The organism is Cupriavidus sp. 01L45 (genome assembly GCF_056399885.1).
In genome coordinates, this window is the sequence record NZ_JBFTSG010000081.1 from 1 (window position 1) to 24,042 (window position 24,042).

Annotated in this window: 17 protein-coding genes; 10 read left to right on the plus strand and 7 right to left on the minus strand. The window is 67.8% G+C overall.

Features of this window, described 5'->3' with window-relative positions:
• A partial coding sequence (locus AC1DT6_RS36930; RefSeq protein ID WP_477115414.1) for a two-partner secretion domain-containing protein occupies positions 1-6,752 on the minus strand: 6,752 nt, incomplete at its 3' end.
• Positions 6,753-7,168: 416 nt separating this feature from the next.
• On the opposite strand from AC1DT6_RS36930, the gene mdtD reads away from it, so the two are divergent.
• Positions 7,169-8,623 carry a multidrug transporter subunit MdtD gene (mdtD, locus tag AC1DT6_RS36935; protein WP_441636495.1) on the plus strand — a complete coding sequence of 485 codons (1,455 nt, stop codon included), beginning with the start codon at positions 7,169-7,171 and terminating at the stop codon, positions 8,621-8,623.
• Positions 8,624-8,636: 13 nt separating this feature from the next.
• Here mdtD and AC1DT6_RS36940 read toward each other — a convergent pair whose 3' ends face one another.
• Positions 8,637-9,587: a LysR substrate-binding domain-containing protein gene (locus AC1DT6_RS36940; protein WP_441636497.1), complete on the minus strand. Its 951-nt coding sequence runs from the start codon at positions 9,585-9,587 to the stop codon at positions 8,637-8,639.
• Between the two features lie 94 nt (positions 9,588-9,681).
• Here AC1DT6_RS36940 and pcaH point away from each other — a divergent pair, with 94 nt between their 5' ends.
• The 5 genes from pcaH (at position 9,682) to AC1DT6_RS36965 (ending at position 14,580) form a co-directional block, all read left to right on the plus strand.
• Entirely contained in the window at positions 9,682-10,407 is a 726-nt protein-coding gene (gene pcaH / locus AC1DT6_RS36945) for a protocatechuate 3,4-dioxygenase subunit beta (protein ID WP_441636499.1), read from the plus strand.
• A gap of 3 nt (positions 10,408-10,410) precedes the next feature.
• Positions 10,411-10,989 carry a protocatechuate 3,4-dioxygenase subunit alpha gene (gene pcaG, locus AC1DT6_RS36950; protein ID WP_441636500.1) on the plus strand — a complete coding sequence of 193 codons (579 nt, stop codon included), beginning with the start codon at positions 10,411-10,413 and terminating at the stop codon, positions 10,987-10,989.
• A gap of 96 nt (positions 10,990-11,085) precedes the next feature.
• On the plus strand, positions 11,086-12,489 hold the full coding sequence (locus tag AC1DT6_RS36955; protein WP_441636502.1) for a 3-carboxy-cis,cis-muconate cycloisomerase: 1,404 nt from the start codon (positions 11,086-11,088) through the stop codon (positions 12,487-12,489).
• Between the two features lie 43 nt (positions 12,490-12,532).
• Positions 12,533-13,735: a bifunctional 3-oxoadipate enol-lactonase/4-carboxymuconolactone decarboxylase PcaDC gene (pcaDC, locus tag AC1DT6_RS36960; RefSeq protein WP_441636504.1), complete on the plus strand. Its 1,203-nt coding sequence runs from the start codon at positions 12,533-12,535 to the stop codon at positions 13,733-13,735.
• A 149-nt stretch (positions 13,736-13,884) separates the two neighbouring features.
• Positions 13,885-14,580: a hypothetical protein gene (locus AC1DT6_RS36965; protein ID WP_477102764.1), complete on the plus strand. Its 696-nt coding sequence runs from the start codon at positions 13,885-13,887 to the stop codon at positions 14,578-14,580.
• On the opposite strand, the gene AC1DT6_RS36970 is transcribed toward AC1DT6_RS36965, so the two are convergent.
• The 3 genes from AC1DT6_RS36970 to AC1DT6_RS36980 all read right to left on the minus strand — a co-directional run bounded on the left by AC1DT6_RS36970 (position 14,523) and on the right by AC1DT6_RS36980 (position 17,443).
• Positions 14,523-15,635, minus strand: coding sequence for a 3,4-dihydroxy-2-butanone-4-phosphate synthase (locus AC1DT6_RS36970; RefSeq protein WP_441636184.1), 1,113 nt, complete (start codon positions 15,633-15,635; stop codon positions 14,523-14,525). The genes AC1DT6_RS36965 and AC1DT6_RS36970 overlap by 58 nt on opposite strands.
• Positions 15,632-16,570: an alpha/beta hydrolase gene (locus tag AC1DT6_RS36975; RefSeq protein WP_441636186.1), complete on the minus strand. Its 939-nt coding sequence runs from the start codon at positions 16,568-16,570 to the stop codon at positions 15,632-15,634. Before AC1DT6_RS36975 ends, AC1DT6_RS36970 begins: the two co-directional genes overlap by 4 nt.
• A 63-nt stretch (positions 16,571-16,633) precedes the next feature.
• Entirely contained in the window at positions 16,634-17,443 is an 810-nt protein-coding gene (locus tag AC1DT6_RS36980; protein WP_477115415.1) for an SDR family NAD(P)-dependent oxidoreductase, read from the minus strand.
• Between the two features lie 411 nt (positions 17,444-17,854).
• Here AC1DT6_RS36980 and AC1DT6_RS36985 point away from each other — a divergent pair, with 411 nt between their 5' ends.
• Positions 17,855-19,042, plus strand: a complete 1,188-nt coding sequence (locus AC1DT6_RS36985; RefSeq protein ID WP_045240854.1) for a helix-turn-helix transcriptional regulator — start codon at positions 17,855-17,857, stop codon at positions 19,040-19,042.
• Between the two features lie 5 nt (positions 19,043-19,047).
• Here AC1DT6_RS36985 and AC1DT6_RS36990 read toward each other — a convergent pair whose 3' ends face one another.
• Positions 19,048-19,407, minus strand: coding sequence for a VOC family protein (locus tag AC1DT6_RS36990; protein WP_441636190.1), 360 nt, complete (start codon positions 19,405-19,407; stop codon positions 19,048-19,050).
• A 14-nt stretch (positions 19,408-19,421) separates the two neighbouring features.
• Positions 19,422-19,589, minus strand: coding sequence for a hypothetical protein (locus AC1DT6_RS36995; protein WP_441636192.1), 168 nt, complete (start codon positions 19,587-19,589; stop codon positions 19,422-19,424).
• A gap of 223 nt (positions 19,590-19,812) precedes the next feature.
• On the opposite strand from AC1DT6_RS36995, the gene AC1DT6_RS37000 reads away from it, so the two are divergent.
• From AC1DT6_RS37000 to AC1DT6_RS37010, 3 genes are all read left to right on the plus strand, one after another.
• Positions 19,813-20,964, plus strand: a complete 1,152-nt coding sequence (locus AC1DT6_RS37000; protein ID WP_477102759.1) for an LLM class flavin-dependent oxidoreductase — start codon at positions 19,813-19,815, stop codon at positions 20,962-20,964.
• Positions 20,965-21,085: 121 nt separating this feature from the next.
• A complete protein-coding gene (locus tag AC1DT6_RS37005) occupies positions 21,086-22,279 on the plus strand; it encodes an acyl-CoA dehydrogenase family protein (RefSeq protein WP_441636206.1) in 1,194 nt (397 codons plus the stop codon).
• Positions 22,280-22,298: 19 nt separating this feature from the next.
• Positions 22,299-24,041: an FAD-dependent oxidoreductase gene (locus AC1DT6_RS37010; protein WP_441636196.1), complete on the plus strand. Its 1,743-nt coding sequence runs from the start codon at positions 22,299-22,301 to the stop codon at positions 24,039-24,041.
• Position 24,042: the final 1 nt, after the last annotated feature.

The window sequence follows — 24,042 nt, forward strand, 5'->3', positions numbered from 1 at the left end:
TCCTTGCCGGCCTGGATGCCGGACTGCTCGCTGACGTTGGCGTCGTAGCGGCCATTGGCTTTGCCCAGGCTCGCGGAGAGGCTGCCGGTAGCGCCGGCCTGGCTGATGCTGATACCACCCCCCATGCTCTGCTGCCTTGCACGCATCTCCTCGGTGTCCTGGCGGCTGGCGATATTGAGATTGCCGCCTGCACTCCCGGTCACCTTGCCGCCAGCGATCGTGCCGCCGAGGACATTGGTGTCGTTGCCCGACACGAAGGTGACCGACTCGCGGCCATTCACATGGCTGTTGGCTTGCGAGATGCCCTGGCTGTCCGAGTTGCCCTTTGCCTTGGAAGCGGAGGCCGACACGGAGAGGCCGGCTTTGCCCTGGCCAAGGCCATACGACACGCCGACGCCGGCGCTTGTGGACTTGTTGGTGCTGTGGCTCTCGTTGGTGTCGGTGGCCGAGACGAAGTTGATATCGTTTTTGGCTGCCAGCGCCACCTTGTTGGCGTCGATGTTCGAACCGGCGATATTCAGGTTGCCCGCCGTTTGGTTGCCGCTGGCATCCACGCCCGTCGCCACGAAGGCCGCGGTGCCGCCTGCCGTTACGTTGGTGCCGTTGTGGCTGGTGCTGTCCTGGGTGAGGGTCTGCTTGCTCTGGCTGGTGCCAAACGAGAGCGTGACGGCGGCGCCCGCCAGGGGATCGCCCCCAGCCTGCGCCAGTGCGCTGCCGGCATCGGCAACGTCCCGCGCGGCGGCGATCCCCCACAGCGCCGAGGCACGGCCGTCCTGGCTCTTGCCTGCGGAGTTGATCTTGTTGCCGGCGTTGATGGCCGCGCCGATGGCGCCTCCCGACACGCCCAGCGTGAAGCCGCTTTGCCTGACTTCGTGGGTTTCGTCGTGGTGCTGGCGGTTCCGCGCGGCGTCGATGTTCACATCCGCGCCCACGCCCGTGATGTCGCGCCTGGCGATCAGTTCGCTGCCGGTGGCCTTGAGGGTGCTGCCCGCGTTCATGTGGACGCTGCCGTCCGTGCTGCCCACCAGGCTCCCCGCCTGCTGCGTGCCATTGTCGTTGGCGGTGTCTTTCTGGGTGCGCTTGCCGTACGAGAGCCCGGAGCCGGTGGCGCCGAAGCCCGATTTCTTCTCTTCCCTGTAGCTGTAGGCGGACGAGGTGGTCTCGGTGCCGCCAATGGTCAGGTCGCGCCCCGCGCCGAGGTTCACGTCGTGCGTGGCCGCCACGGTGCTGCCGGCTACGGTCAGGTCACGGCCTGCCGCGATGTCCACCGCGTTGCCGGAGAAGGTGCTGCCCAGCGCTTCGGTCCGGCTGTTGGCATCGATGGTATGGGTGGACTTCTTCGACAGGAAGCCGCTTTCCTGGTAGGCGTGCTCGTCATGTACGGAAGTCGATGCCTGGCCGGCCTTGACGTTGATGTCACGCCCCGCGCCCACGGCCAGCGCGCCGTCCGTGCTGACATAGGCGGCGGTGGCATTCACGTCGCGCCCGGCGATCAGGGTCGCGTCCTTGCCCGCCGTGATCTGCGTGCCGATTTCCGCGCTGCGCGATACCGCCGCGTTGTTTTTGGCGTCTTTGTAGAGGCGTTCCGACTCGCTCACCTCGACCGTGCCAAGGTTGATATCGCGGCCCGCCGCAATGCCCAGGCTGTCGGTGGCCTGGATGTTCGCGGCCTTGGTGTTGATGTCGCGCCCGGCCACGAAGGTGGCGCTGTCGGCCGCCACGCTGGAGATGCCGGCGGTCACGGCGCGGCTGCCCGCGAGGTTGCCGCTGCCGCCGGCCCCGGAGGCGGTGGTGGTGGTCAGGTTGATGTCGCGGCCTGCCGTGGCGGCCAGTTGGGCCGCCGCGATACGCCCGGCGAGATTGTTGATGTCCTGCCTGGCGCCCAGCCCCATGGCGTGCGCCGACAGCGTGCCGCTGTTGTGGATATTGGCCGCGTCCATCAGCGTCACGTCGCGGCTGGCGATGGTGCCGGTGTTCTTTACGTCGCCATCGGTCCGAAGCACCGTATTGCGCGCGGCCATCAGGGTGCCGTCACCCTTCAGGTCGCCTTCGCGCACCTTCAGGTAGACCTGCGGCACCAGGGCGCGCTGGGTGGTGCCGTCCGCCAGGGTAATGGTCTTCTCGACCAGCCACACGATGTCGGTKGTCAGCGCGCGCATCTGGTCCGCCGTCAGCTCGGTGCCCACGTTCAGGTGGAACCGCTTGCCGAACTCTGCGCCTGATTGCATCAGCGCCTTGTATTGCGCCTCGTTGTCGGTGTAGTCGCCGACGAAGCGCTGGCCGGTTCCCAGCATCACGGCATCGGCCACCAGGCGGGCTTCATAGTAGCCGTCGCCCAGGCGCTTGAGCACGTGGGTGGGGTCCTGGCCCAATTGCGTGAGCTTGAAATCGCTGGACAGCCACTGGCGCTGGCTGGTGAAGCGCGGGTCGGTCTCGATCAGGTAACGCGCGCCCGGCTCGCCATGCATCTTGAAGAGCGCATTGCCGGGCATCGCCAGCGACGGCGTGACGGTGCGGATGACCTCGCCGCCCAGGCGGCCTCCGGCCTCCGCGCCGCCCGTGGCGAGCGAGATCTGCATGAGCGTAGGCGCGGTGGCGATAGGGCCGGTGCCGGTCTTGTCCGCGACGATCGTGCCAGTGCCGTTCACAACCTGGTGATCCAGCGCCTCGCCCTTGGCGAGCCGGGTCGGAATCTCCAGATGTACCGCCGGCACGCCCATGTTGTCGTAACAGCGGCTGCGCCCGCACGGGCGGGTGTACTGGCTGGTGCCGGTTGTATCCTCCATGCGCGTCGCATCGTACGCAATGTTGTTGACACCGCCGCTGCCTGCGCCAGTCGCCAGCGTGCCGCCAACGAGAATCTGGCTCTTGTCGTTGGTGACCGTGCCAGTGAAGTTGGCGTTGCCGCCTGCCAGGATACGGGCGGGATCGGTGCTGGCGACAACCTCGTCCTGCACGCGTGTGTCACGCCATTCGATGGTCCAGGATTCCACCAGCCGACCCCGATAGTCGTGGTTGAATGCGAGGATCTTGTCATTCAGGGCTTCGTAAAGCGGCTTGCTGGCGGCTTTCGCGGCATTGTAGGCAGCCAGATCGGCCTCGTATTGCCGATGGCAAGCTACTGGCGATCCTTCCAGGCAGGGAGAGGGGACGGGGGGCAGCGCACCGGGCCGGGCCAGCCCGAATTTGTCCCAGATCGGGTCGTCGGGCTTGTAGACAAAATGATCGGCTTCCATGTTGCCATTCGCGTCCGGGGCGTACGCCAGCATTGCCAGGCCCACGGGCCAGCTTGAACCGAACGAGATTGGAATGAACGAGCGTTTCGCGTTCTGTCCCGGTGTGCCATCGGACTGGCGTGCCCAGTCGAACGGGGGGCCAAACACGCTGAAGGGGTACTGGGCCGAGGGCAGGAGCAGGCGCTTGTAGTCGTCGTCGCCAAGGTAGGCCAGGTCGTCACCGTGGCTGGCAACGTGACCGAATATGGCTCCCGATGCAGTCGGCAGCACGATCATCGCGGTGCTTGGGTCGATCTTCTCGGTGCTGCCGTTCAGCCGATAGTAAAACTCATGAACTGTTCCTGTATCGGTGCGCTTGGTGCTGAAGTGGTCGTTGCGATTGGAGAGGGCGGCAACGTTGAGGTTGGCGTCGCCCGCCACGTCGATGACGGCGGAGGCGTTGGTGAGCGCATCTGCCTGGCCGGCCGCCTTGCCGTCGGCATCCAGCGCGCGGCCCACGTTCAGGTCCTGCGACGAATAGATCAGCGCGTGCGCGCGGTTGATGATCTCCGGGGCGCCCAGCTCGATGCCGCCGCTGCGCGAGGCGGTCACGGCCCCCTGGCCGGTGACGGGGTTGATGTCGTTCAGGATCTGCCGGCCGGCGCCGATGGCCACCGAGTCGCCGTAGATGCGGTCGATGTTGGTGACGGTGGTGCCGGCCACGATGCGCACGGCGCCGCCGTCGATGAGGCCCTTGTTGAACACCGCCTGATCGGCGCGGATGCTGTTGGAGACCCGGCCGGACAGCTCGCCTGAGTTGGTGACATTGCGCCCGTGGAAGTTGGCGTCGCGGCCCGCCAGCAGCTTGCCGTCATTGGTGATGTCGCCGGCGGCATTGCCCTGGGCATCTTCGATCAGGACCTTGAGATCCCGCGCCGCGGCCACCGTCCCGGTGTTATGGAAATCGGTTTGCAGGCTAGCGGTGATGTCGCCCGCACTGGATTGCAGCGAGCCATCCCCGGTGAGGCTGTGGCCCCTGATGCCCAGCGCCTGGTTGGCGGCCAGCAGACCATCGGTGTTGGTGGTGGTCCCCACGGTGAGCTGCGCCGTGCCACCCGAGGTGACTTCGCCACCGGTGTTTTCCAATGTCGCGGCATCGGCATCAAGCGAGGCATCGGCGCGCAGCGCGCCCTGGGCATTGTCGATGGCATTGGCGGCCAGCCTGACGTTGCCGCCTTCCAGGCCCTTCGGGGCTGCATCGGTGCCGGAGAGGGTGGCGCGGTTGAGGATGGTGTCCGCCTTCGCGTCCAGGGTGCCACCGGCATGGACGAAGCCCGCCGTGTTGTCGAGCGTACCCGCGATGCGCACCTTTGCATCGCGGTTCGACGCGACCTGGCCGCCAGTGTTGGCGAGGCTGTCGCCGGTCATGCCCAGCGGGCCGCCTGCCACGAACTTGCCGCCGGCGTTGTCAACTGCCGTGCCGGTAACGGTGAGCGCCTCTTGCGCCGACACGATGCCGTCCCGGTTGTCCAGGGCTCCGGTAGTGAGCGTCATCGCGCCGTTGGCTACCGTCAGGCCGCCGTTGCTGTTGTCATAGGCCTGGCCGTGCGTGTCGGCGGCCAGCAGACCGGTTGACTGCACGACGCCGGCCCGGTTGTCGAAGGTACCGGTGCTGGTCTGGATGTTGCCCGCCGCGATCACGCCCGAGGTATTCATCAGCGCCTGCCCGCCCGTATTCGCCGTCAGCGTCCGCACGGCCGAGATCTGGCCATGGTCGTTGATGACGGGGCCGCCCGTCAGGGCGATATCGGTGGCGGAAAGCGCCTTGCCGCCGGTGTTGTCCAGCGCTCCGGTAGCCAGCAGCTTGTCCTGTACCGACCCGATCACGCCGCCGCGGTTGACGATGCCGGCGGCGGCGACGGTGGTGGCGCTGGTCCCGGTGATGGTGCCGCCGGTGTTGTCCACGGCCTGCGCCGCGCCCACGCCGAGCCCGCCGCCGCTGGTGATGGCGCCCCGCTGGTTCAGGATATTCGTGCCCTGGACGGTGCCGCCATTGACGCCCGCGACGATGGCGCCGCCGCGATTGTCCGCCGTGCCGCCGGCTTTGAACTGCACGGCACTGGCTTCCAGCCGTGCGTTCTGGTGGGTGATGTCGCCCGCCGCCGACAGATTGGCGATGTTGTGGGCGATGACATTGCCGTTCGACAGGTCCAGCGTGGGTGCCGACAGGTTGGTGTCCGCGCCGGTCACGATGGTGCCATTGGATTGGATGGCCGCTCGCGCGGCGAGATGGACCGTGCCGGTGCCGGTCACGCGGGCATCGGCATCGACCCCCGCGCCGATGGTGCCGCTGTTGGCGATGCGGTCGGCCTGGGCCACCAGATCGGTGCCGGCGGCCAGCGTGCCGCTGTTGGTCAGTTGTCCCAGCGTGGTTGCGGCAATGGCGCTGCGCGTTGTGATGGTGCCCGCGTTGCTGATGTTGGTACCAGCGACCGAGGCGCGGCCTTCGGCTTGCAGGCGGCCACCTGGCGCGATACGCACGTCGCCGTTGCTGTGCACCACGATGTCGCCCGCGCGGGCCGTGATGCCGCCGCCGAGGTTAAAGCCGACACCGCGCTCCGTGCCGATCAACTTGACGGCCCCGCTGTACATGGAGCTCAGCGCCGAGGCGTCGAGCGCGAACTGCGGGGCGGGGCCGTTGCCAGCCTGCGGGGCGGCATTCAGGGTCTGGTAGTCGACCTGGTTGGCACCCGCGAGCGCATTCAGGTGGCTGGCCCACAGCTCGGCATTGATGTTGATGGAGCGCGCCAGCAGGTCGACCTGTGCCTGCGGGCTGGACAGGCCTTGCCCGCCGATGCCGATGCTGCCCTCCCGCACGTTGAAGCCGGCCAGGCTGCCATCGGCGCTGAACGCCGGACGTCCGGTCGACAGCGTGAAACGGTCCGCGTTGATCGCGCCGCAGCCCGAGCAATACAATCCCGCCGGATTGGCCAGGATCAAATTGGCGCGATTCCCGGCGATTTCTTGCGCGCCAAGCAATTGCGATGGGTTCGGCCGGGTGACCTGGACCACGATGTTGCCGGCGTGGCCGTTGCCAAGCATCATGTTTCCCTGGACCCAGCCCGCAATCTGCGTCTGGCTGTTTGCCCCGCTGTTATTCAGCACCACGCCGGACGGGCCGACGTTGTACTGAATGAAATGACTCACGCTCGTGCCGCCGTTACGATTGGGCGGGGGGATGTTCACGACCGGGACGCCGTTGGCCGCCACTCCCACCACCGGACGCTGTCCCGGCAAACTCTTGTCCACCTGGATCGGCAGGGATTGCGCGTGCGCTGACTGGTCCATCAACACCGGCAAGCCCATCATCGACGCCGTCAACGCTGTGAGCCACAGCACCGGCACAAAGGCGCAGCCTTGGCCAATGCGTTCGGCGTTGCCCGGGCGGCCCTTGCCGCGGCCCGCGGCAGATTCCTGCACTGCCACCAGCATGCCGCGCACGGCATTGAAAACCAGGCGATGAATATTCTTGCTCATGCTGCGTTTCGGGAGAAGTAGGGTGTGCAAGCGCGTTGACGCTTGAGTGAGGCTGGACTACGCCCAGGCCAGACTGACGATACCGAGCCGGTATCCAGATTGAAATCGGACAGGTCCGAAAATGAAGGTGGAAATTTCCGAAAGGTCCGCTGTCGCCGGGAGCCATGCTTGACAGGCGGGCCAGGCTGGCGCAGGCGATCCGGCTTGCACCACGCTTTGGCAAGCGTTAGCTATGGGTGGGGCGCCAGCGGCGGCCGTGTTGCATGGCCAGCGGGAAGCGCCCGGCAGGGAGCACTCCGGCCTGACAGCCTGCCTCGGAATTCGCGCGTGCCAGCATAAAGCTCCGCTACACTGCTACGGTACGCGACCCAGCGGATCTACCCAGCGCACCTGCGTTCCGGGGCACGCCCATCCCGATGCAAGACACGCCTCTTCCCGCCACTGCCAGCGCCGCCGCCACCGATGGCCGTACCCGCAAGATCATGCTGTGGGTGGTCGCCATCGGCTTCTTCATGCAGACGCTGGACTCCACCATCGTCAACACGGCATTGCCGTCGATGGCCAAAAGCCTGGGCGAGAGCCCGCTGCGCATGCAGTCGGTCATCATTGCCTACTCGCTGACCATGGCGGTGATCATCCCGGCCTCCGGCTGGCTGGCCGATCGCTTCGGCACCCGCACCATCTTCCAGACGGCCATCGTGCTGTTTGTCGCCGGCTCGCTGGCCTGCGCCTATTCCGACAGCCTGGCCTTGCTGGTGGTCTCGCGGGTAGTGCAGGGCGTGGGGGGCGCCATGCTGCTGCCGGTGGGGCGGCTGGCGGTGCTGCGCACCTTCCCGCGCGACCAGTACCTGCAGGCGCTCAGCTTCGTGGCCATTCCCGGCATGGTGGGCCCGCTGATCGGGCCGACGCTGGGCGGCTGGCTGACCCAGACCTTTTCCTGGCACTGGATCTTCCTGATCAATGTGCCGGTGGGCTTGCTGGGCGGGCTGGCCACCATGCGCTACATGCCCAACAGCCGGCTGCACGGCGTGGCGCCGTTCGATATCAGCGGCTACCTGCTGCTGGCCATCGCCATGCTGACCCTGTCGTTCTCGCTGGATGGCCTGGCTGAACTTGGCTTTGAGCATGCCACCGTGCTGATGCTGCTGATCGCCAGCATGGCTTCGCTAACGGCGTATGTGCTGCACGCCACGCGCCGCCGCCGGCCGTTGTTCGCGCTGCGGCTGTTTCGCATGCATACCTTCAGCGTGGGCCTGCTGGGCAACCTGTTCGCGCGCATCGGCAATGGCGCCATGCCGTTCCTGATTCCGCTGACGCTGCAGGTCAGCCTGGGGTATTCGCCGTTCCAGGCGGGCATGATGATGCTGCCGATCACGGCGGCGGGCATGGCATCCAAGCGTTTCGCCACGCGCCTGATCGAACGCCACGGCTATCGCAGGGTGCTGGTCGCCAATACGTTCGTGGTGGGACTGGCGATGGCTTCGTTCGCGCTGATCTCGCCCACCCAGCCGCTCGCGTTGGTGCTGGTGCAACTGGCCCTTTTCGGTGCGGTCAATTCGATCCAGTTCACCGCCATGAATACCGTCACGCTGAAGGATCTCGGCACGGCAGGGGCCAGCGGCGGCAATAGCCTGCTGTCGATGGTGCAGATGCTGTCGATGAGCCTGGCGGTGACCTCGGCCGGCGCGTTGCTGGCGACCTTCCAGGGGACCTTCAGCCGGCATGGCGCCACCACCGCGCTGCCGGCGTTCCATGCCACCTTCATCTGCGTGGGGCTGATTACCTCGGCCTCGGCGTGGATCTTCCTGCAGCTATCCCCAGACGTGGTCCGCCCGGCCGGCAAGCGGGTTGAAGACGCGACCGAGATGTGAGGGTCGCACGGGACTATCCCCTGGCCTTCGGCGCCGGCCCGCGCGAACGCGCCGTGGCGCGTTCGCGCAGATCGTGCACAAAGGCTTCGGCGGCCTCGTCGAGTTCGCGGCCGCCCTGGCGCAGCAGCCCGACCGGCTCCTCGCTGCCCTGGCCCGAGATGGGCAGCAGCACCAGCTCGCCGTCCTCCAGCGCCTGGCGCATGGCGCAGCGCGGCGCCAGCCAGACGGCCTCGGACTTCAATGCGGTGAGCTGGCCCAGGTAAGCGTCCGATGTCTCCAGCACGCCGGTCGGCAACACGAAACCGTGCCGTGCCAGCAGGCTTTCCGCGCTGTGGCGCGGCGCCGAACCCTGCGCGGGCACCACCAGCGGGAAGGCCATGACATCGGCCAGGGACGGTGGCGCGGCGGCGAGGGCATGGCCTTTGCGCACCGCCAGCAACAGCGGCTCGGCGCTCAGCATCTCAAACCACAGCCCTTCCATCACCGCCGGATTGTCCATGCGGCCGATCGCGAGATCGAGCATATCGGCCTTCAGCCAGTCAATCAGCGTTCGGTTCATGCCGGTCTGCACCGCCAGGCCGATTTCCGGATGCGTGGCGCGGAATGCCAGCACCGCTTCCTGCAGCAAGTCCGGCACCACGCTGGGCAGGGCGCCCAGCCGGATCTGCCGGCGACCGGCGGCGCCCGGGCCACCGATGCTGTCGGCGGCTTCGTCCAGGTCCTCCAGCACGCGCAAGGCGTGGCGCAGGAAGCGCTGGCCGAGTTCGGTGAGGTCGGTGCCCGAGCGCTTGCGCTCAAGCAAACGTGCGCCCAGCAGCGCTTCCAGCTCGGTCAGGGTCTTGGAAACGGCGGGCTGGCTGAGCCCCAGTTGCTCCCCGGCCTGGCCGAGATGCTGGGTTTGCGCCACTGCGACGAAGCAGTGCAGGTGACGCAGGCGCACACGGCTGCGGAAGGTGCTCTGCATATCGAAAAGTTATGCAAATTGTCTAAAAACTCAATTTACAGGAGATATGACCGCAAATAAAGTAATGAAAATTCCCCACAAGGAGACAACGACCATGGCCGATTCGCCCATCCAGCTGGCCCCGGGGCTGGCGCAATACCGCCGGCATTACTGGGATACCCAACCCGAATACCGCTTCGATCCCTACGCCTCCACGCAATTGCGCTCGCCCAACCAGCCGCTGGTGGCGCTGGGCCAGACGCTGTCCGAAGTCACCGGCCCGCTGTTTGGCGCCGAGTTCGTGCGCCACGGCGACAGCGACCTTACCGCCGGCCATGCCGGCGAAGCCATCGGCGAACGCATCCTCGTGAGCGGCCGCGTGCTCGATGAAAACGGCCGCCCCGTGCCGAACGCGCTGATCGAAGTCTGGCAGGCCAATGCCGCCGGCCGCTACGTGCACAAGCGCGACCAGCACGACGCGCCGCTCGATCCCAATTTCACCGGCGAGGGCCGCGCGGTGACCGATGCCCTGGGCCGCTATCAGTTCAAGACCATCAAGCCGGGCGCCTATCCCTGGCGCAACCACCACAACGCCTGGCGGCCGCAGCATATCCATTTCTCGCTGTTCGGCAACGCTTATGCCACGCGCCTGGTGACGCAGATGTACTTCCCGGGGGATCCGCTGCTGGCTTTCGACCCCATCTTCAACTGCGTGCCCGACGCCAAGGCGCGCGACCGCCTGGTGGCCGCCCTTGACTGGGAAACCACGGCGCCGGAGTACGCGCTCGGCTACCGTTTCGATATCGTGCTGCGTGGCCGCGATGCCACGCCGATGGAGTAAGCCATGTTGTACGCCACCGCATCCCAGACCGTCGGACCCTACCTGCATATCGGCCTGTCCGGCCTTGACTGCGCTGACCTGACCGCCGAGGCCCCCGGGCTGGCGGGAGAGCGCATCGTGATCGAAGGCCGCGTGATCGACGGCAACGGCGATCCCGTGCCCGATGGCATGGTCGAGATCTGGCAGGCCAACCCGGCCGGCCGCTACCGCCATCCCGACGACGCGCGCGACGGCGCCGAGCTGGCGCTGGTGCCCGGCTTCACCGGCTTTGGCCGGCTGCCGACCCAGCCCGACGGCAGCTTCCGCTTTGTCACCGTCAAGCCGGGCCCGGTACCCAGCCCCGGCGGCCAGCCGCAGGCGCCGCACATCGTGGTCTCGCTGTTCATGCGCGGGCTGCTCAAGCATTTGTCCACGCGCCTATACTTCCCGGACGAAACGCAGGCCAACGCGCGCGACTGGGCCTTGTCGCAGGTACCCGCCGAGCGCCGCCACACGCTGGTGGCGCAGCCGGCGGGCGCGGGCAAGCTGCAATGGCAGGTGGTGCTGCAAGGCCAGGACGAAACGGTCTTCTTCGACATCTGACCCGGGCGCGAGCCGCTTGCGCCAGACCGAGCCCCGGCGCCGGACCCGTCATGGTCCGGCGCTGGGGTTTTTCCATGCCGATGCGAACCTGAATCGATGCCCACCTCATCCCGACTGACCGACCCGATGTTCGGCAGCGCCGCCACGCTGGCCGCTTTCTCCGATGCCGGCACGGTCCAGCGCATGCTCGACTTCGAAGCCGCGCTGGCGCACGCCGAAGCCCGCTGCGGCGTGATCCCCGCCGAAGCTGCCGAGGTCATCGCCGTCACCTGCCGCGCCGAGGAGATCGACTTCGACGCGCTGGCCGCCGCTGCCGTGGCAGCCGGCAACCTCGCCATTCCCCTGGTCAGGCAACTTACCGCCCGCGTAGCCGCGCGCGACGAGCAAGCCGCGCGCTACGTGCACTGGGGCGCCACCAGCCAGGACGCGATCGATACCGGCATGGTGCTGCAACTGCGTGAAGCGCTGCAGGCCGTCGATGCCGATCTCAAGGCGCTCGGCCACGCCTGCGCCGCGCTGGCCACGCAGCATCGCGACACGCCGATGGTGGCGCGCACCTGGCTGCAGCACGCGCTGCCCACCACCTTCGGCCTCAAGGCCGCCGGCTGGCTCGACGCGCTGCGGCGCGACCTGCACCGCCTCGGCGCCACGCGCGCGCAGGCCGCCGCGTTGCAGTTCGGCGGTGCCGCCGGCACCCTGGCCAGCCTCGGCGACGCCGCTCCGGCGGTGGCCGCCGAGCTTGGGCGCGCACTCTCGCTGGCAGTCCCGGCCACACCGTGGCACGCATACCGTGACCGCATGGTCGAGGTAGCCACCACGCTCGGCATGCTGACCGGCACGCTCGGCAAGATCGCGCGCGACGTCTCGCTCATGATGCAGACCGAGGTCGCGGAGGTGGCCGAACCCTCCGGCCCCGGGCGCGGCGGCTCCAGCACCATGCCGCACAAGCGCAACCCGGTAGGCTGCGCCGCCGTGCTCACCGCCGCCGTGCGCGTGCCGCCGCTGGTGGCTACCATGCTGGCCGGCATGGTGCAGGAGCACGAACGCGCGCTGGGCGGCTGGCAGGCGGAATGGGATACCTTGCCGCAGATTGTCACGCTGGCCGCGGGCGCGCTGCGGCAGATGCTGGAAGTGGTAAACGGACTGCAGGTGGACGCCGCGCGCATGCGTGCCAACCTGGGCCTGACGCACGGGCTGATCCTGGCGGAAGCCGCCATGCTGGAACTGGGCGGAAAGATTGGCCGGCTACCGGCGCATCATCTGGTCGAAGGCGCCTGCCGGCGGGCCGTTGCCGAAGGCACCACATTGCGGGAGGCGCTGGGCGCGACCCTGGCCGGAGATGCCGCGCATGCCGGGCTGATGGATGCGGCGGCGCTGGACCGGGTTTGCGATCCGGCCAATTACGCCGGGCAGGCGGGGGGATTCGTCGATGCGGTCCTGGCGGCCTGGCGGCAGGAGAGCACTGAGACCCCCCGGAAGCCAGCCGCAGACGCTGAATGAATACACGTACCTGAACACCGAACCGAATTCTCTGGAGATCACCTTGCCCTTCATCACCCACGCCGGCAATCGCCTCTTCTACACGCTGGAAGGCCCAGCATCCGCGCCCGTCCTGATCTTCTCCAACTCGCTAGGTACTGACCACACGATGTGGGCGCCGCAGGCCGAAGCACTGGGCCAGCAGTTCCGCATCCTGCGCTACGACACCCGCGGCCACGGTCAGTCCGCATTGCCGCCGGGCCCGAGCAGCGTGGCGGAACTGGGCAGCGATGTCATCGCGCTGATGGACGCCTTGCAGATCCGGAAGGCAGCCTTCTGCGGCTTGTCGATGGGTGGCCTGACCGGCATGTGGCTGGGCGTGAACGCGCCGCAGCGCTTCTCCCGCATTGTGCTGGCCAACACCGCGCCAAAGATCGGCACCCCCGAGGCGTGGAACACGCGCATTGAAGGCGTGTTGCGCGACGGCATGGCGCCGCTGGTGGAGGGCTCGCTGCAACGCTGGTTCACGCCTTCCTTCGTCAGCGCCGCCGGCAATCGGCTGGATGACCTGCGCAAGGTGCTGACCGGCCTGGATGCGCGTGGGTATGCCGCCAACTGCGCGGCGGTGCGCGACGCCGATCTGCGCGAAGCGGTCAGGACCATTCCGGTGCCGGTGCTGGTGATTGCCGGTAGTTCCGATCCGTCTACCACGGCGGCGGAAGGGCGCGCGCTGGCCGATGCCATTCCGGGTGCACGCTATCTCGAACTGGAGGCGGCGCATCTGTCCAACCGCGAGCAGCCGGAGCGTTTTACCGAGGCGTTGCTGGACTTCCTGGGTGACGATGCGCAGCAGGACGCGAACCGTCCGGCCAACGATGGCGAGCGCTATCAGGCTGGCCTGGTCGTGCGGCGGGAGGTGTTGGGCAGTGCGCATGTGGATCGTTCGCTGGCCCGGCTGAACTCGCTTAACGATGAGTTTCAGAATCTGATTACGCGTTATGCATGGGGTGAGATCTGGACGCGTGAAGGGTTGCCGCGGCATACGCGGAGCCTGATCACCATTGCGATGATGGTGGCGCTTAACCGCAATGAAGAACTGAAGTTGCATCTGCGCGCCGCGGCGAACAACGATGTCAGCCGCGACGAGATCAAGGAGGTGCTGCTGCAGACTGCTATTTATTGCGGGGTGCCGGCGGCTAACTCGGCCTTTCATATGGCAGAGGAGGTGTTTGCCGCGGTGGATGCGGAGGCTTTGAAGGGTTCGTAAGCGGTGAGGGCTGTTTGCGGCTTTGTTTGGGCGGTGATGGTTTTTGCACCCAATAGCCGTACGACAGTCCCACTGTTGGGGTGCTCGGTGTCTTTTTGAGCGGCGTTGGCATCTTGCACCCAAGTGCGTACGACATCCCCCGCAGGGGGATGTCGTACGCACTTGGGTGCAACAACCATCGCCGCCCAAACAAACCGCAAAAAGCCCTACAACCTCTCCTGCCCAATAACCACCACATCCAACTCGATACCCATGGCCGCCAACATAAATTGGAACGCCGACACCGTATGCACCGGGCTTTCAGTAACGGCACAAGCGACCTGGCCAGTGCCGCAGCGCCGCTGCCCGCGCTCAAGGCGCTGGATGGCGGCGGCCGCGTGATCCATTGCGGCAGTTTCAACAAGAGCCTCTATGCCTCGCTGCGGATCGGCTATATGGTGATGCCCGACGCGCTGCGGCCGGCCCTGCGCCACCTGCGCGTCTCACGGAACGTGTACCTGCGCCGCCGCGACATCGTGCTGGCGGAGCTGCGGGCGGCTCTGGGCGAGCGCCTGCGCGTCAGCGGGGAACACGCCGGGTTTCACTTCGTGCTGTGGCTGCCGGACGGCATCAGCGAGCACGATGTGGTGCAAGCCCGCGCCGGCGCGAACCTGACGCTGCAGAGCCTGGGCGAGTTTTGCCGGGAGCGGGCAATGCCGCCGGCGCTGGTGATCGGTTACGCCGCGGCGCAGGACGATGTGCTGCGCGACGCGGCGAAACGGCTGGCGCAGGAGATTGCCGCACTGGCTCAGGCCGGCGGCACGAACTCGGTGACCTCCAGCTCGAATCCCGCGATATTGCGATAGGGCACCGGCTGGCTCAGCAGCCGCAGCTTGCGCGCACCCTGGTCTCGCAGGATCTGCGCCCCCACGCCAAGCGCACGCTGCGCGAACGATGGCGGCGCGGGCCGTCCCCTGGCTTGGCCCAGGCGCGAGACCTCTTGGAGTAGCTGGTGAGGCGGCTCGCGCTCGGCCAGCAAGACCAGGATGCCGCAGCCCTCCGTGCCGATGCGCGCCAGCGAACGTGCCAGGTTCCAGCCCGGCGCGGGCGCCGCCTGAGTTTGCGCCGGTTCGAACGCGAGCACATCGCGCAAGGTCTCCACGGTCTGCACGCGCGTCAGCACCGGCTTGCCCGGCTCCGGCCGGCCAAGCACCAGCGCCAGGTGCACGGCGTCGATGGGCTCGTCGTAGTACGCATGCACCGCGAACTCGCCGTAGGGCGTGGCCAGCCGGCCGCTCTGGCTGCGGCGCAGCGCACCCTCCACCAGCAGGCGGTGATGGATCAGGTCGCTGATGGCGCAGATCATCAGGCCGTGCGCACTGGCGAAGTCCGGCAAGGCGGTGCCGCGCAGCAACTCGCCGGCGTCGTCCAGCAACATCGTGTAGGCGCCCGCGGCCTCGCGCCCGGCCAGTCTGGGCAAATCCGAGCAGGCTTCGGCGAAGCCGGCGCGGCGCAGCACGCCGTCAGGCTGCGCCACGATGGGAAAGACGTGGCCCGGCTGGACCAGGTGGCCTGTCCTGGCATGCGCGGCGCTKGCCACGCGCATCGTCAGCGCGCGGTCGGCGGCGGAGATGCCGGTGGAGACGCCATCCACCGCTTCGATCGATACGGTGAACGGCTCGCGCTGCCTGCCGCCGACCGCCATCATCGGCAAGCTCAACTGCCGCCGCCTGGATTCGGTGATGGCCAGGCAGACCAGGCCGCGCGCGTGCGCCGCCATGAAGTTGACGTCGGCCTCGCTGATCTTGTCCGCCGCGACCAGCACGCAGCCGCTGGCTTCCGCGGTGTCGTCCTCGATGACCACGACCCGCTGGCCGGTGGCGATGGCGCGCAGCACGTCGCCGATCGGTGCGGGCCTCATGCCGCCTCCCGCGCATCGGCAAAGGCGGCGCGCAAGGCGGACGCCGCCAGGTCGAGCGCCGCGTCGGCCGCGTCCAGCAAGCCCTGCATGCTCATGAAGCCATGAATCTGCCCGGGCCAGCAGTGCAGGGCGCTGTCCACGCCGGCGCGTTGCATGGCGGCGGCGTAGGCCTCGCCCTGATCGCGCAGGGGGTCGAATTCGGCCGTGATGATGGTGGCCGGCGCCACGCCCGCCAGTTCGCGCTGGCGCAGCGGGCTGGCCCGCACATCGGCGGCATGGCGCGGGTCGGGGAGATAGTGGCGGGCATACCAGCGCAGCATGTCCCCGGTCAGGAAGCAGCCTTGCGCGAAGGTGCGCCAGCTGCCGGATTCGTCCGCGCAATCCAGGTAAGGGTACAGCAGCAACTGGTGGCGCAGCGCCACGCTGCCACGCAGTTGCTGGCATGCAACCGCGGCCAGGTTGCCGCCGGCGCTGTCGCCGGCGACAGCCATCCTGTCCGGCAGTGCGCCCAGTTCGGCGGCGTGTGCCGCGCTCCAGCGCAGCGCCGCGCAGGCATCGTCGGCAGCCGCGGGAAAGCGTGCCTCCGGCGCCAGCCGGTAGCCGACCGACAGCACCAGGGTCTGCGCGCGATTCGCCAGCGAGCGGCAGATATTGTGGTGCGTTTCGATCCCGCAGGTGACGAAGCCGCCACCGTGGAAGAACACCGTGAGCGGCCAGGGGCCATTGCCAGGCGGGCGGTAGAGGCGGGCAGGCAAGGGGCCGGCGGCGCCGGCCACGCTCAGTTCGCGTTCTTCCGCGACCGCATCCCCCGGCGCGAACGCGGGGTGCGCGGCCAGCACGGCGCGGTAGGCGTCTGGCGTGATGGTGGTGAAGTCGAGTGGCGGGAACTGCGCCATGGCGTCGAGCAGGGCGCGGACTTGCGGGTCGAATTGCATTGGTTTTTCCTTATGCTGAAGGAAGTGCAGGGGGGGAGAGGGTGCGGCAAAGGCAGGCGAGGCTCAGAAAGCGAAGGCCGGCGCCTTGCCGCTGGCGATGCCGTTCGCGCGCGCTTGCGCGGCGGCGGCGGCTTCGGCGTGCGGCAGGATCCAGAAATCTCCGGCGGCCACGCCGTCGAGGATGTGCCGGGCCATGGTTGCCGCTGGCATGCCCTGCGCGATGCTCGCCTGTAGCGCCTGGTTCATGCCGCCGACGCCGCTCTGCGCGCCGGCCGGCAGGTCGAGCGCGATGCCGGTGGCCACCGGCCCCGGGCATGCCACCGACACCTTGAGCGGCATGCCCGCCGCCTGCAGTTCCATCGCCAGCCCTTCGCTCAACGCCACCACGCCCTGCTTGGACACGGTATAGGGCGCAAGCCAGGGGCCCACGGCAAGACCTGCCATCGAGGCGATGTTGACGATATGCCCGCTGCCTTGCACCGCCATGCGAGGCACAAAGACGCGCAAGCTGTGGATTACGCTCCACAGGTTGACGTTCAGCACACGCTCGAACACGGCGGCATCCAGCTCCCAGCAGSCGCCGGTCGCCAGCACGCCGGCATTGTTGAAGAGCAGGTCGACCCGGCCCAGCAGTTCGAAACTGCGCGCGCAGAGCTGCTCGACCTGGGCAGCCTGTGCCACATCGGTTGGCAGTATCGCTATCGTTTGCCGGTGGTGCGTCAGTTCGCCGTGCACGCGCAGCAGCGCGTCGGCACCCTTGTCCGCCAGCACCAGCGCCACACCCTGCGCGGCGAGCGCGTGGGCCAGGGCCCGGCCTATGCCGCCGCCGGCGCCTGTGATCACTGCGGTCTTTCCGGTCTCGTTTGCCGCCATGGCGGGTCTCCTGGCGAAGTGGTTGGAATGGATGGCGCGCGGGATTGCGTCCGCCCATTTCTACCTGCCGGGCGTGGCCCTCGCATCGTCTGTTTGAGTGAGGTGTCAGGCGCCAGCGAGGCTCAGGGATTGCCCCGAGAGGGGAGTTGCCTAGTCCGTTTGCGGTATGTGAGCGCCCGGCAGGAGGGTAAGGTCTGGCCTATCCGCAGCGGCGAAGCGGGTGCGAAAGCAAGCACCTGCCTCGCCGACAGCGGCCTCATACGGCGCGCCGATAGGTGCAAACCATGATGCGCAATCCTGCCACCGGTGCCGTGGCAATCCATATAATCGGGAACCGCCGGGGGGGCGCACCGCCCTTGTCATGGCAAACGCCGGCCGCAGAGCCAGGCGTGGATAACGGAGACAAGAGGTATGTTGATGGAGGCAAGCCACAGCCAGGAAGCGGCGCTTTGCTACGCGCCGGTGGCGCTCTCGCTGGCGGATCTCAGCACGCTGCTTGGCAAGATCTACCAGGGGGCCATGGAGCAGGTGCCATGGAGCAAGGCGCTGGAACTCATCCGCACCCACCTGCATGCGAACTACGTCACGCTGATCCTGCGCTCGCCGGCAAGCGACCGGGCGGGCCTGATGGTGCACGCCAGCGAGGAAGGCGGCAACACCTTGCCCGGCGAGACGATGTACAACAACTACTACTACGCGATGGATCCCTTCGTCGACCTGCCCGCCGACCGGGTGGTGACGATCGACGAGCAGATTGGCACCGTCGCGTGGTGCAACAGCGACCTGTACCGGGAGTTCCTAAAGCCGCTAGGCGTCCGCTATATGATGGGCGCGGACATCCGCACCGACGATGGCGTGGAATGCCGCCTCCGTGTCTGCCGCAACGTCGACGCGCCGGACTTCTCGGAAGCGGACAAAGCCATATGCGCGGTGCTGCTGCCGCACCTGCGGCGCGCGGTCGATCTGCACTCGCGCATGGATGTGGTGGAGTCGGAGCGCACCCTGTACGCCAGCGCCATCGACCGCATGCTGGTCGGCATGGCGATACTCGATGAGACCGGTGCCATCATGCGGACCAATTCGGCCGCGGACGAGATCCTTGCCGACAAGGACGGCATCCGTATTGCCAGGGGCTCGCTGGATGTCGAGTACGCGCAGGAGAACCGCCAGTTCCAGCGCCTGCTGCGCCAGGCCATCATGGGCCATATCGGCACCGCGCCGGCGGTGATGGAGGCGATGTCGATCACGCGGCCTTCGGGCAACGCGAAGCTGGGAGTGCTGATCCGCACGATTCCGCTGAGCGAGTGGTCGGAAGACAATAAGCGCCGGCCTTCGTGCGTGATTTTCATTCGCGACCCGGAGCGCAAGTCGCAGGCTTCGCACGAGGTGGTGCGCAAGCTGTTCGATTTCACGCCGGCGGAAACCCAGCTTGCGCTGCAGCTGGCCAACGGCCTCGCGCTGGAAGAAGCGGCCGAGGAGCTCGGCATCAGCAAGAACACGGCGCGCGCCCACCTGCGCGCCATCTTCTCCAAGACCGGCGTGACCCGGCAGGCCACGCTGGTGCGCATGCTGCTCAGCAGCGTGGTGGCGCTCGGCTGAGCGCGCTAGCTCGCCGGCCTGGCGGGCTTGGCGCTGACCACCAGCGGGAATCCCTGCGGCGTGGTCAGTACCGCGCGCAACTCGTGCGGGCCGCTGGCGAGCGGCTGCGCGATCCGCGCGCCGCCCGCCAGCAGGCGCTCGATCGCCGCCGCGATATCCTCGCCGGCTTCCAGCCGGAATGCCAGCGCGGGCTGGGAGACCATCCGCTCCTCGCCGGCCACCAGCGCTACCGTGATGGGGCCGGCGTCCAGCGCGCAATAGCGCCCGCCATCGCGAAACTTCACCGCCAGGCCCAGGCCCTGCTCGAAGAACGGCAGGGCGGCATCGATATCGTCCACCGGGTAAAGCAAGAGGTTGGATTGCATGCTGTCGCTCCTTGTCAGCGGGCGGACGCCGCCTGGCGGCACACGGCACAGATATTGAGCGATTGATCACCGTCGTCGTCGGACAGCAGGATGTCGAGCGCGCGGGCGGGTGCGGCGGTGCCTGTCGGCAGGGCGGCCAGCAGCGTCTGGCGACGCGGAGGAGTCGGCGGAGGAATCTTCATGACGGCGTATCCATGTGCAGGTGGTGAGTGGTCCTGGACATGATAGGGACACGGTGCCGCCGCGCATAATCCAATCAGACGATGCCGCACTTTCCCCGGCCGCACACACTGCAGTCACGCAGGCCAGCAATGACGGTGCCGGCGATGGCGCCGCCCGCCACGACAACGCGGCGGCGCTCCCGGCCGATGGCCTGAAAACCAAATGTAAAGGAAGGGGACTGCAATGCGATTCTCGCTGATCTACGAAGCGCAGACTGTCGACGCGTCGCGCGCCGGCGACCACAAGGTGTTCGACGAAATCATGGAGCAGGTGGAACTCGCCGAGGACATGGGTTTCGATGTCGTCTGGGCGGTGGAGCACACGGCGCTGACCAACTACGCGCACATGAGCGCGCCGGAGACCTTCCTGGCCTTCGTGGCCGGGCGCACGCGCCGCATCGGCATCGGCCACGGCGTGGTCTGCCTGCCGCCGGCGATGAACCATCCGGTCAAGGTAGCCGAGCGCGTGGCCACGCTCGACATTCTCTCCGGCGGGCGCGTGCATTTTGGCGTGGGTAAGGGCGGTACGCAGCAGGAGGCGGGCACCTTTGGCTACGACCTCGAAACCCTGCACCCGATGATCGACGAGGCGATGTACCTGATCCCGAAGATCCTTACCCAGGACGAGATCGAGCACGATGGCGAATTCATCAAGATTCCGCGCCGCCCCATCCATCCCAAGCCACGCCAGGACCCGCACCCGCTGATGTATCTGGCCTGCACCAACGCCGATACGCTCAAGCGTGCCGGCGCGCGCGGCATGGGTGCGCTGGTGCTCGGCTTTGGCGGCCCGGAAGACGTGGCGAAGAAGAATGCTATCTATCGCGAAGCCTACGAGACGCGCCAGGCGAAGGACCAGGTTGGTTTCCGTCCTCACCAGCATCTTGCCGCCCTGTGTCCGACCATCGTGCTGGAAGACGGCGTGGCGGCGCGCAAGATCGGCATCAAGGGACAGCGTTACTTCATGGAGTCGCTGGGGTACTGGTATGCCGGCGGCGAGCGCCCCAATCCCGAAGGCTGGGATGTGGAGAACATCACCGAGCAGGACGCGCAAGGCAAGGCCGTGATCAAGACCAGCTTCGCCTCGGAGAAGGTCACGGTGGATTTCAGCGATCCGTCGATGATGATGCTCAACCCCAACCATGCCTACGGCACGGTGGAGGACTGCATCGGCTATGTGCAGCGCCTGATCGACGCCGGGGCCGACGAGATCCTGTTCATCTGCCAGATGGGCACGGTGCCGCAATGGGCCCAGCTCGAAACCATCCGCAATATCGGCGAGCACGTGATCCCGCACTTCCGCGCCCAGGGCCGCAAGCTGCGCGCRCTCGCCTGAGCGAGCCATCGGACCATCGCTGCTGCGCGACTAGTCTCCTCGGACGATGGCGCGGGGCAGCGGCGATGCCAGCATGAAGGCACGACAAGACCGGCCCGGTGGCCGGCAAGAGGAGATGGCGGTGCATCGAGACAACTACCCCGAAGGACTGGCGGCCGAACTGATCGGCCGCGCGCACGAAATGATCCCGGTGCTGGCGCAGCGCGCCGGCCAGGCCGAGGCGCAATCGCGCATCCCGGCCGAAACCGTGGCCGACATGCAGGCCGCGGGCTTCTTCAAGGTTCTGCAGCCGCGCCGCTATGGCGGGCATGAGCTGGACCCGCAGACCTTCTTCGACATCCAGATGGCCCTGGCCAAGGGCTGCATGTCCACCGCCTGGGTCTATGGCGTGGTGGGCGTGCACAACTGGCAGCTCGCCTTGTTCGACGGCAAGGCCCAGCAGGACGTCTGGGGCGCGGACAACGCCACCCTGATCGCTTCGACCTATATGCCGGTGGGCAAGGTGGTGCCGGTGGACGGCGGCTTCCGCTTCTCCGGGCACTGGAAGTTCTCCAGCGGCAGCGAGCTGTGCGACTGGATCTTCCTTGGCGGCCTGGTGCCGCCGCAGCAGGCCGGCGCGGCGCCCGAGTACCGCACTTTCCTGCTGCCGCGCAGCGACTACACCATCGTGCGCAACTGGGATGTGCTGGGCCTGCGCGCCACCGGCAGCCACGACATCGTGGTGGACGACGTGTTCGTGCCGGCATACCGCACCCACAGCGCCGTCGACGGCGCCATGGGCACCAGCCCGGGCCTGTCCCTCAACCAGGCGCCGCTGTACCAGTTGCCGTTCGCCCAGATCTTCGTGCGTGCCGTCTGCACGGCCTGCATCGGCGCGCTGGAAGGCGGGCTCGACGATTTCATCGCCTATGCCGATGGCCGGGTCAGCGCCAACAGCGGCGGCAGGACGGCCGAGGACGGCGGCGCGCAACTCGCCTGCGCCAACGCGGCGGCCGGCATCGATGAGATGCGTACCATCCTGCGCCGCAATTTCGACGAGCTGATGGCCACGGCGCACCGGGGCGAGCAGCTCGATACGGCGCGCCGCCTGCATTTCCGCTACCAGTCGTCACAGGTCGCCCAGCGGTGCGCGCAACTCGCCGACAGCCTGCTGCGCTACGCCGGCGGCAACGGTATCTACGTCACCAATCCGCTGGTACGCCGCTTCCTCGACCTGCATGCGGCGCGTGCCCACTACGCCAACAACCTGGATCGCTTCGGCCAGAACCTGGGCGGCGTGATGATGGGCCGCGCCAACACCGATTTCTTTATCTGAGGCCGGCGTGGAGCGGAACATGAACCAGGGCACAGGGCAGGCAGGCGGCACCGCGGTGTTTGATGTAGTGGTGGTCGGCTCAGGAGCGGGCGGCATGCTGGCCGCCTGCCGCGCGGCGGATCGCGGCCTGTCCGTGGTGGTGCTGGAGAAGAGCGGCCTGTATGGTGGCACCTCGGCGGTCTCGGGCGGCGGGATCTGGATCCCGCTCAACCACCATATCGAAGAAGCGGGCGGCAGCGACAGCTACAACGCCGCGCTTACCTATCTTGAAGCGTGCACCGAAGGCCGCTCCACGCCCGCCAAGCTGCGCGCGTACCTCGAGCACGGTCCGCGCATGCTTAGCTACCTGGAGCAGCGCACCGCGGTGCGTTACTACTCGCTGCCGCGCTACGCCGACTACTTCCAGCGCTTGCCGGGCGCGCTGCCCGGATATCGCGCGCTGGATCCGATGCCGTTCGACGGCGCGCAGCTGGGCGAGGAGTTCGCGCGGCTGCGGCCGCCTTCGCCGGGGACGCTGGTGGCGGGCCGGGTGGCGGTGACCTCCGCCGAGGCCCACGCCATGCTGAGCAAGAGCCGGGGCTGGCTGGGCGTGGCGGCCCGGCAGTTCGGGCGCTATTGGCTGGATCTCGGCTGGCGCCGCCGCACCGCGCGCGACCGCCGGCTCACGCTCGGCAACAGCCTGGTGGGCGGCTTGCGCCACGCCATGATGAAGCGCGGCATCCCGCTGTGGCTCGATACCGCGCTGGAAGACCTGCTGGTGGAGGAGCACGGTGGCGCGGCGCGCGTCACCGGCGTGCTGGCGCGGCGCAATGGCGCGCAGGTACGCATCGAAGCCCGGCGCGGCGTGATCCTGGCCGCGGGCGGCTTCGAGCGGAACCAGGCCATGCGCGAGCAATACCTGCCGCATCCCAGCCGGGCAGAGTGGAGCGCCACGCCGCCGCACAACACCGGCGACGGGATCCAGGCCGCGCAGCGCGCGGGCGCGGCGCTGGAGCTGATGTCGCATGTATGGGGCGCGCCAACGGTGAAGGTCGGCGGCGAGGAAAAGCAGCGCGCGATCTTTGTCGAGCGCGCCTTGCCCGGCTGCATCGTCGTCAACGGGCAGGGCAGGCGCTTCGTCAACGAGGCCGCGCCGTACTCCGAGTTCGTGCCCGCGATGTACCGCGACCACGAGCGGACGGGCTGCAGCGTGCCGGCGTGGCTGGTGTTCGATGCCACCTTCCGCCGCAAGTATCCCTGCGGGCCGATCCTGCCCGGCTCGGTCATGCCGGACCGCCGCATCCCGGCCCCCTTCGCGGACGTCCTGCTGCGCGCCGATTCGCTCGACGCGCTGGCGCGGCTCGCCGGCATCGACCCGGGCGGCCTGGCGCACACCGTCGAGCGCATGAACGGCTTTGCGGCGAGAGGCGTGGATGAGGACTTCGGCAAGGGCGACAACGTCTTCGATACCTACTACGGCGACACCCAGGTCCGTCCCAATCCGTGCCTGGCGCCGATCGGCCGCGCGCCGTTCTACGCGGTGCGCATCGACGCTGGCGATATTGGCACCAAGGGCGGGCTGGCGACCGATGCCAGCGCCCGCGTGCTGCGCGAGGACGGCTCGCCCATCGACGGGCTGTTCGCCATCGGCAATACCAGCGCCTCGATGATGGGCGCCAGCTATCCGGGCGCGGGCTCCACCATCGGGCCGGCCATGACCTTCGGCCTGATCGCCGCCGATGTGCTGGCGGGCGGGGCGGCCGGGCAGGGCCAAGCGGACTAAT

Excerpts from the sequence above, each read along its gene's own strand:
- mdtD (WP_441636495.1), top strand. The coding sequence starts at position 7,169 with ATGCAAGACACGCCTCTTCCCGCCACTGCCAGCGCCGCCGCCACCGAT.
- AC1DT6_RS36995 (WP_441636192.1), bottom strand. The coding sequence starts at position 19,589 with ATGAAGATTCCTCCGCCGACTCCTCCGCGTCGCCAGACGCTGCTGGCC.
- AC1DT6_RS36940 (WP_441636497.1), bottom strand. The coding sequence starts at position 9,587 with ATGCAGAGCACCTTCCGCAGCCGTGTGCGCCTGCGTCACCTGCACTGC.
- AC1DT6_RS36955 (WP_441636502.1), top strand. The coding sequence starts at position 11,086 with ATGCCCACCTCATCCCGACTGACCGACCCGATGTTCGGCAGCGCCGCC.
- pcaH (WP_441636499.1), top strand. The coding sequence starts at position 9,682 with ATGGCCGATTCGCCCATCCAGCTGGCCCCGGGGCTGGCGCAATACCGC.
- AC1DT6_RS36985 (WP_045240854.1), top strand. The coding sequence starts at position 17,855 with ATGTTGATGGAGGCAAGCCACAGCCAGGAAGCGGCGCTTTGCTACGCG.
- AC1DT6_RS37010 (WP_441636196.1), top strand. The coding sequence starts at position 22,299 with ATGAACCAGGGCACAGGGCAGGCAGGCGGCACCGCGGTGTTTGATGTA.
- AC1DT6_RS36990 (WP_441636190.1), bottom strand. The coding sequence starts at position 19,407 with ATGCAATCCAACCTCTTGCTTTACCCGGTGGACGATATCGATGCCGCC.
- AC1DT6_RS36975 (WP_441636186.1), bottom strand. The coding sequence starts at position 16,570 with ATGCAATTCGACCCGCAAGTCCGCGCCCTGCTCGACGCCATGGCGCAG.
- pcaG (WP_441636500.1), top strand. The coding sequence starts at position 10,411 with ATGTTGTACGCCACCGCATCCCAGACCGTCGGACCCTACCTGCATATC.
- AC1DT6_RS36965 (WP_477102764.1), top strand. The coding sequence starts at position 13,885 with ATGTCGTACGCACTTGGGTGCAACAACCATCGCCGCCCAAACAAACCG.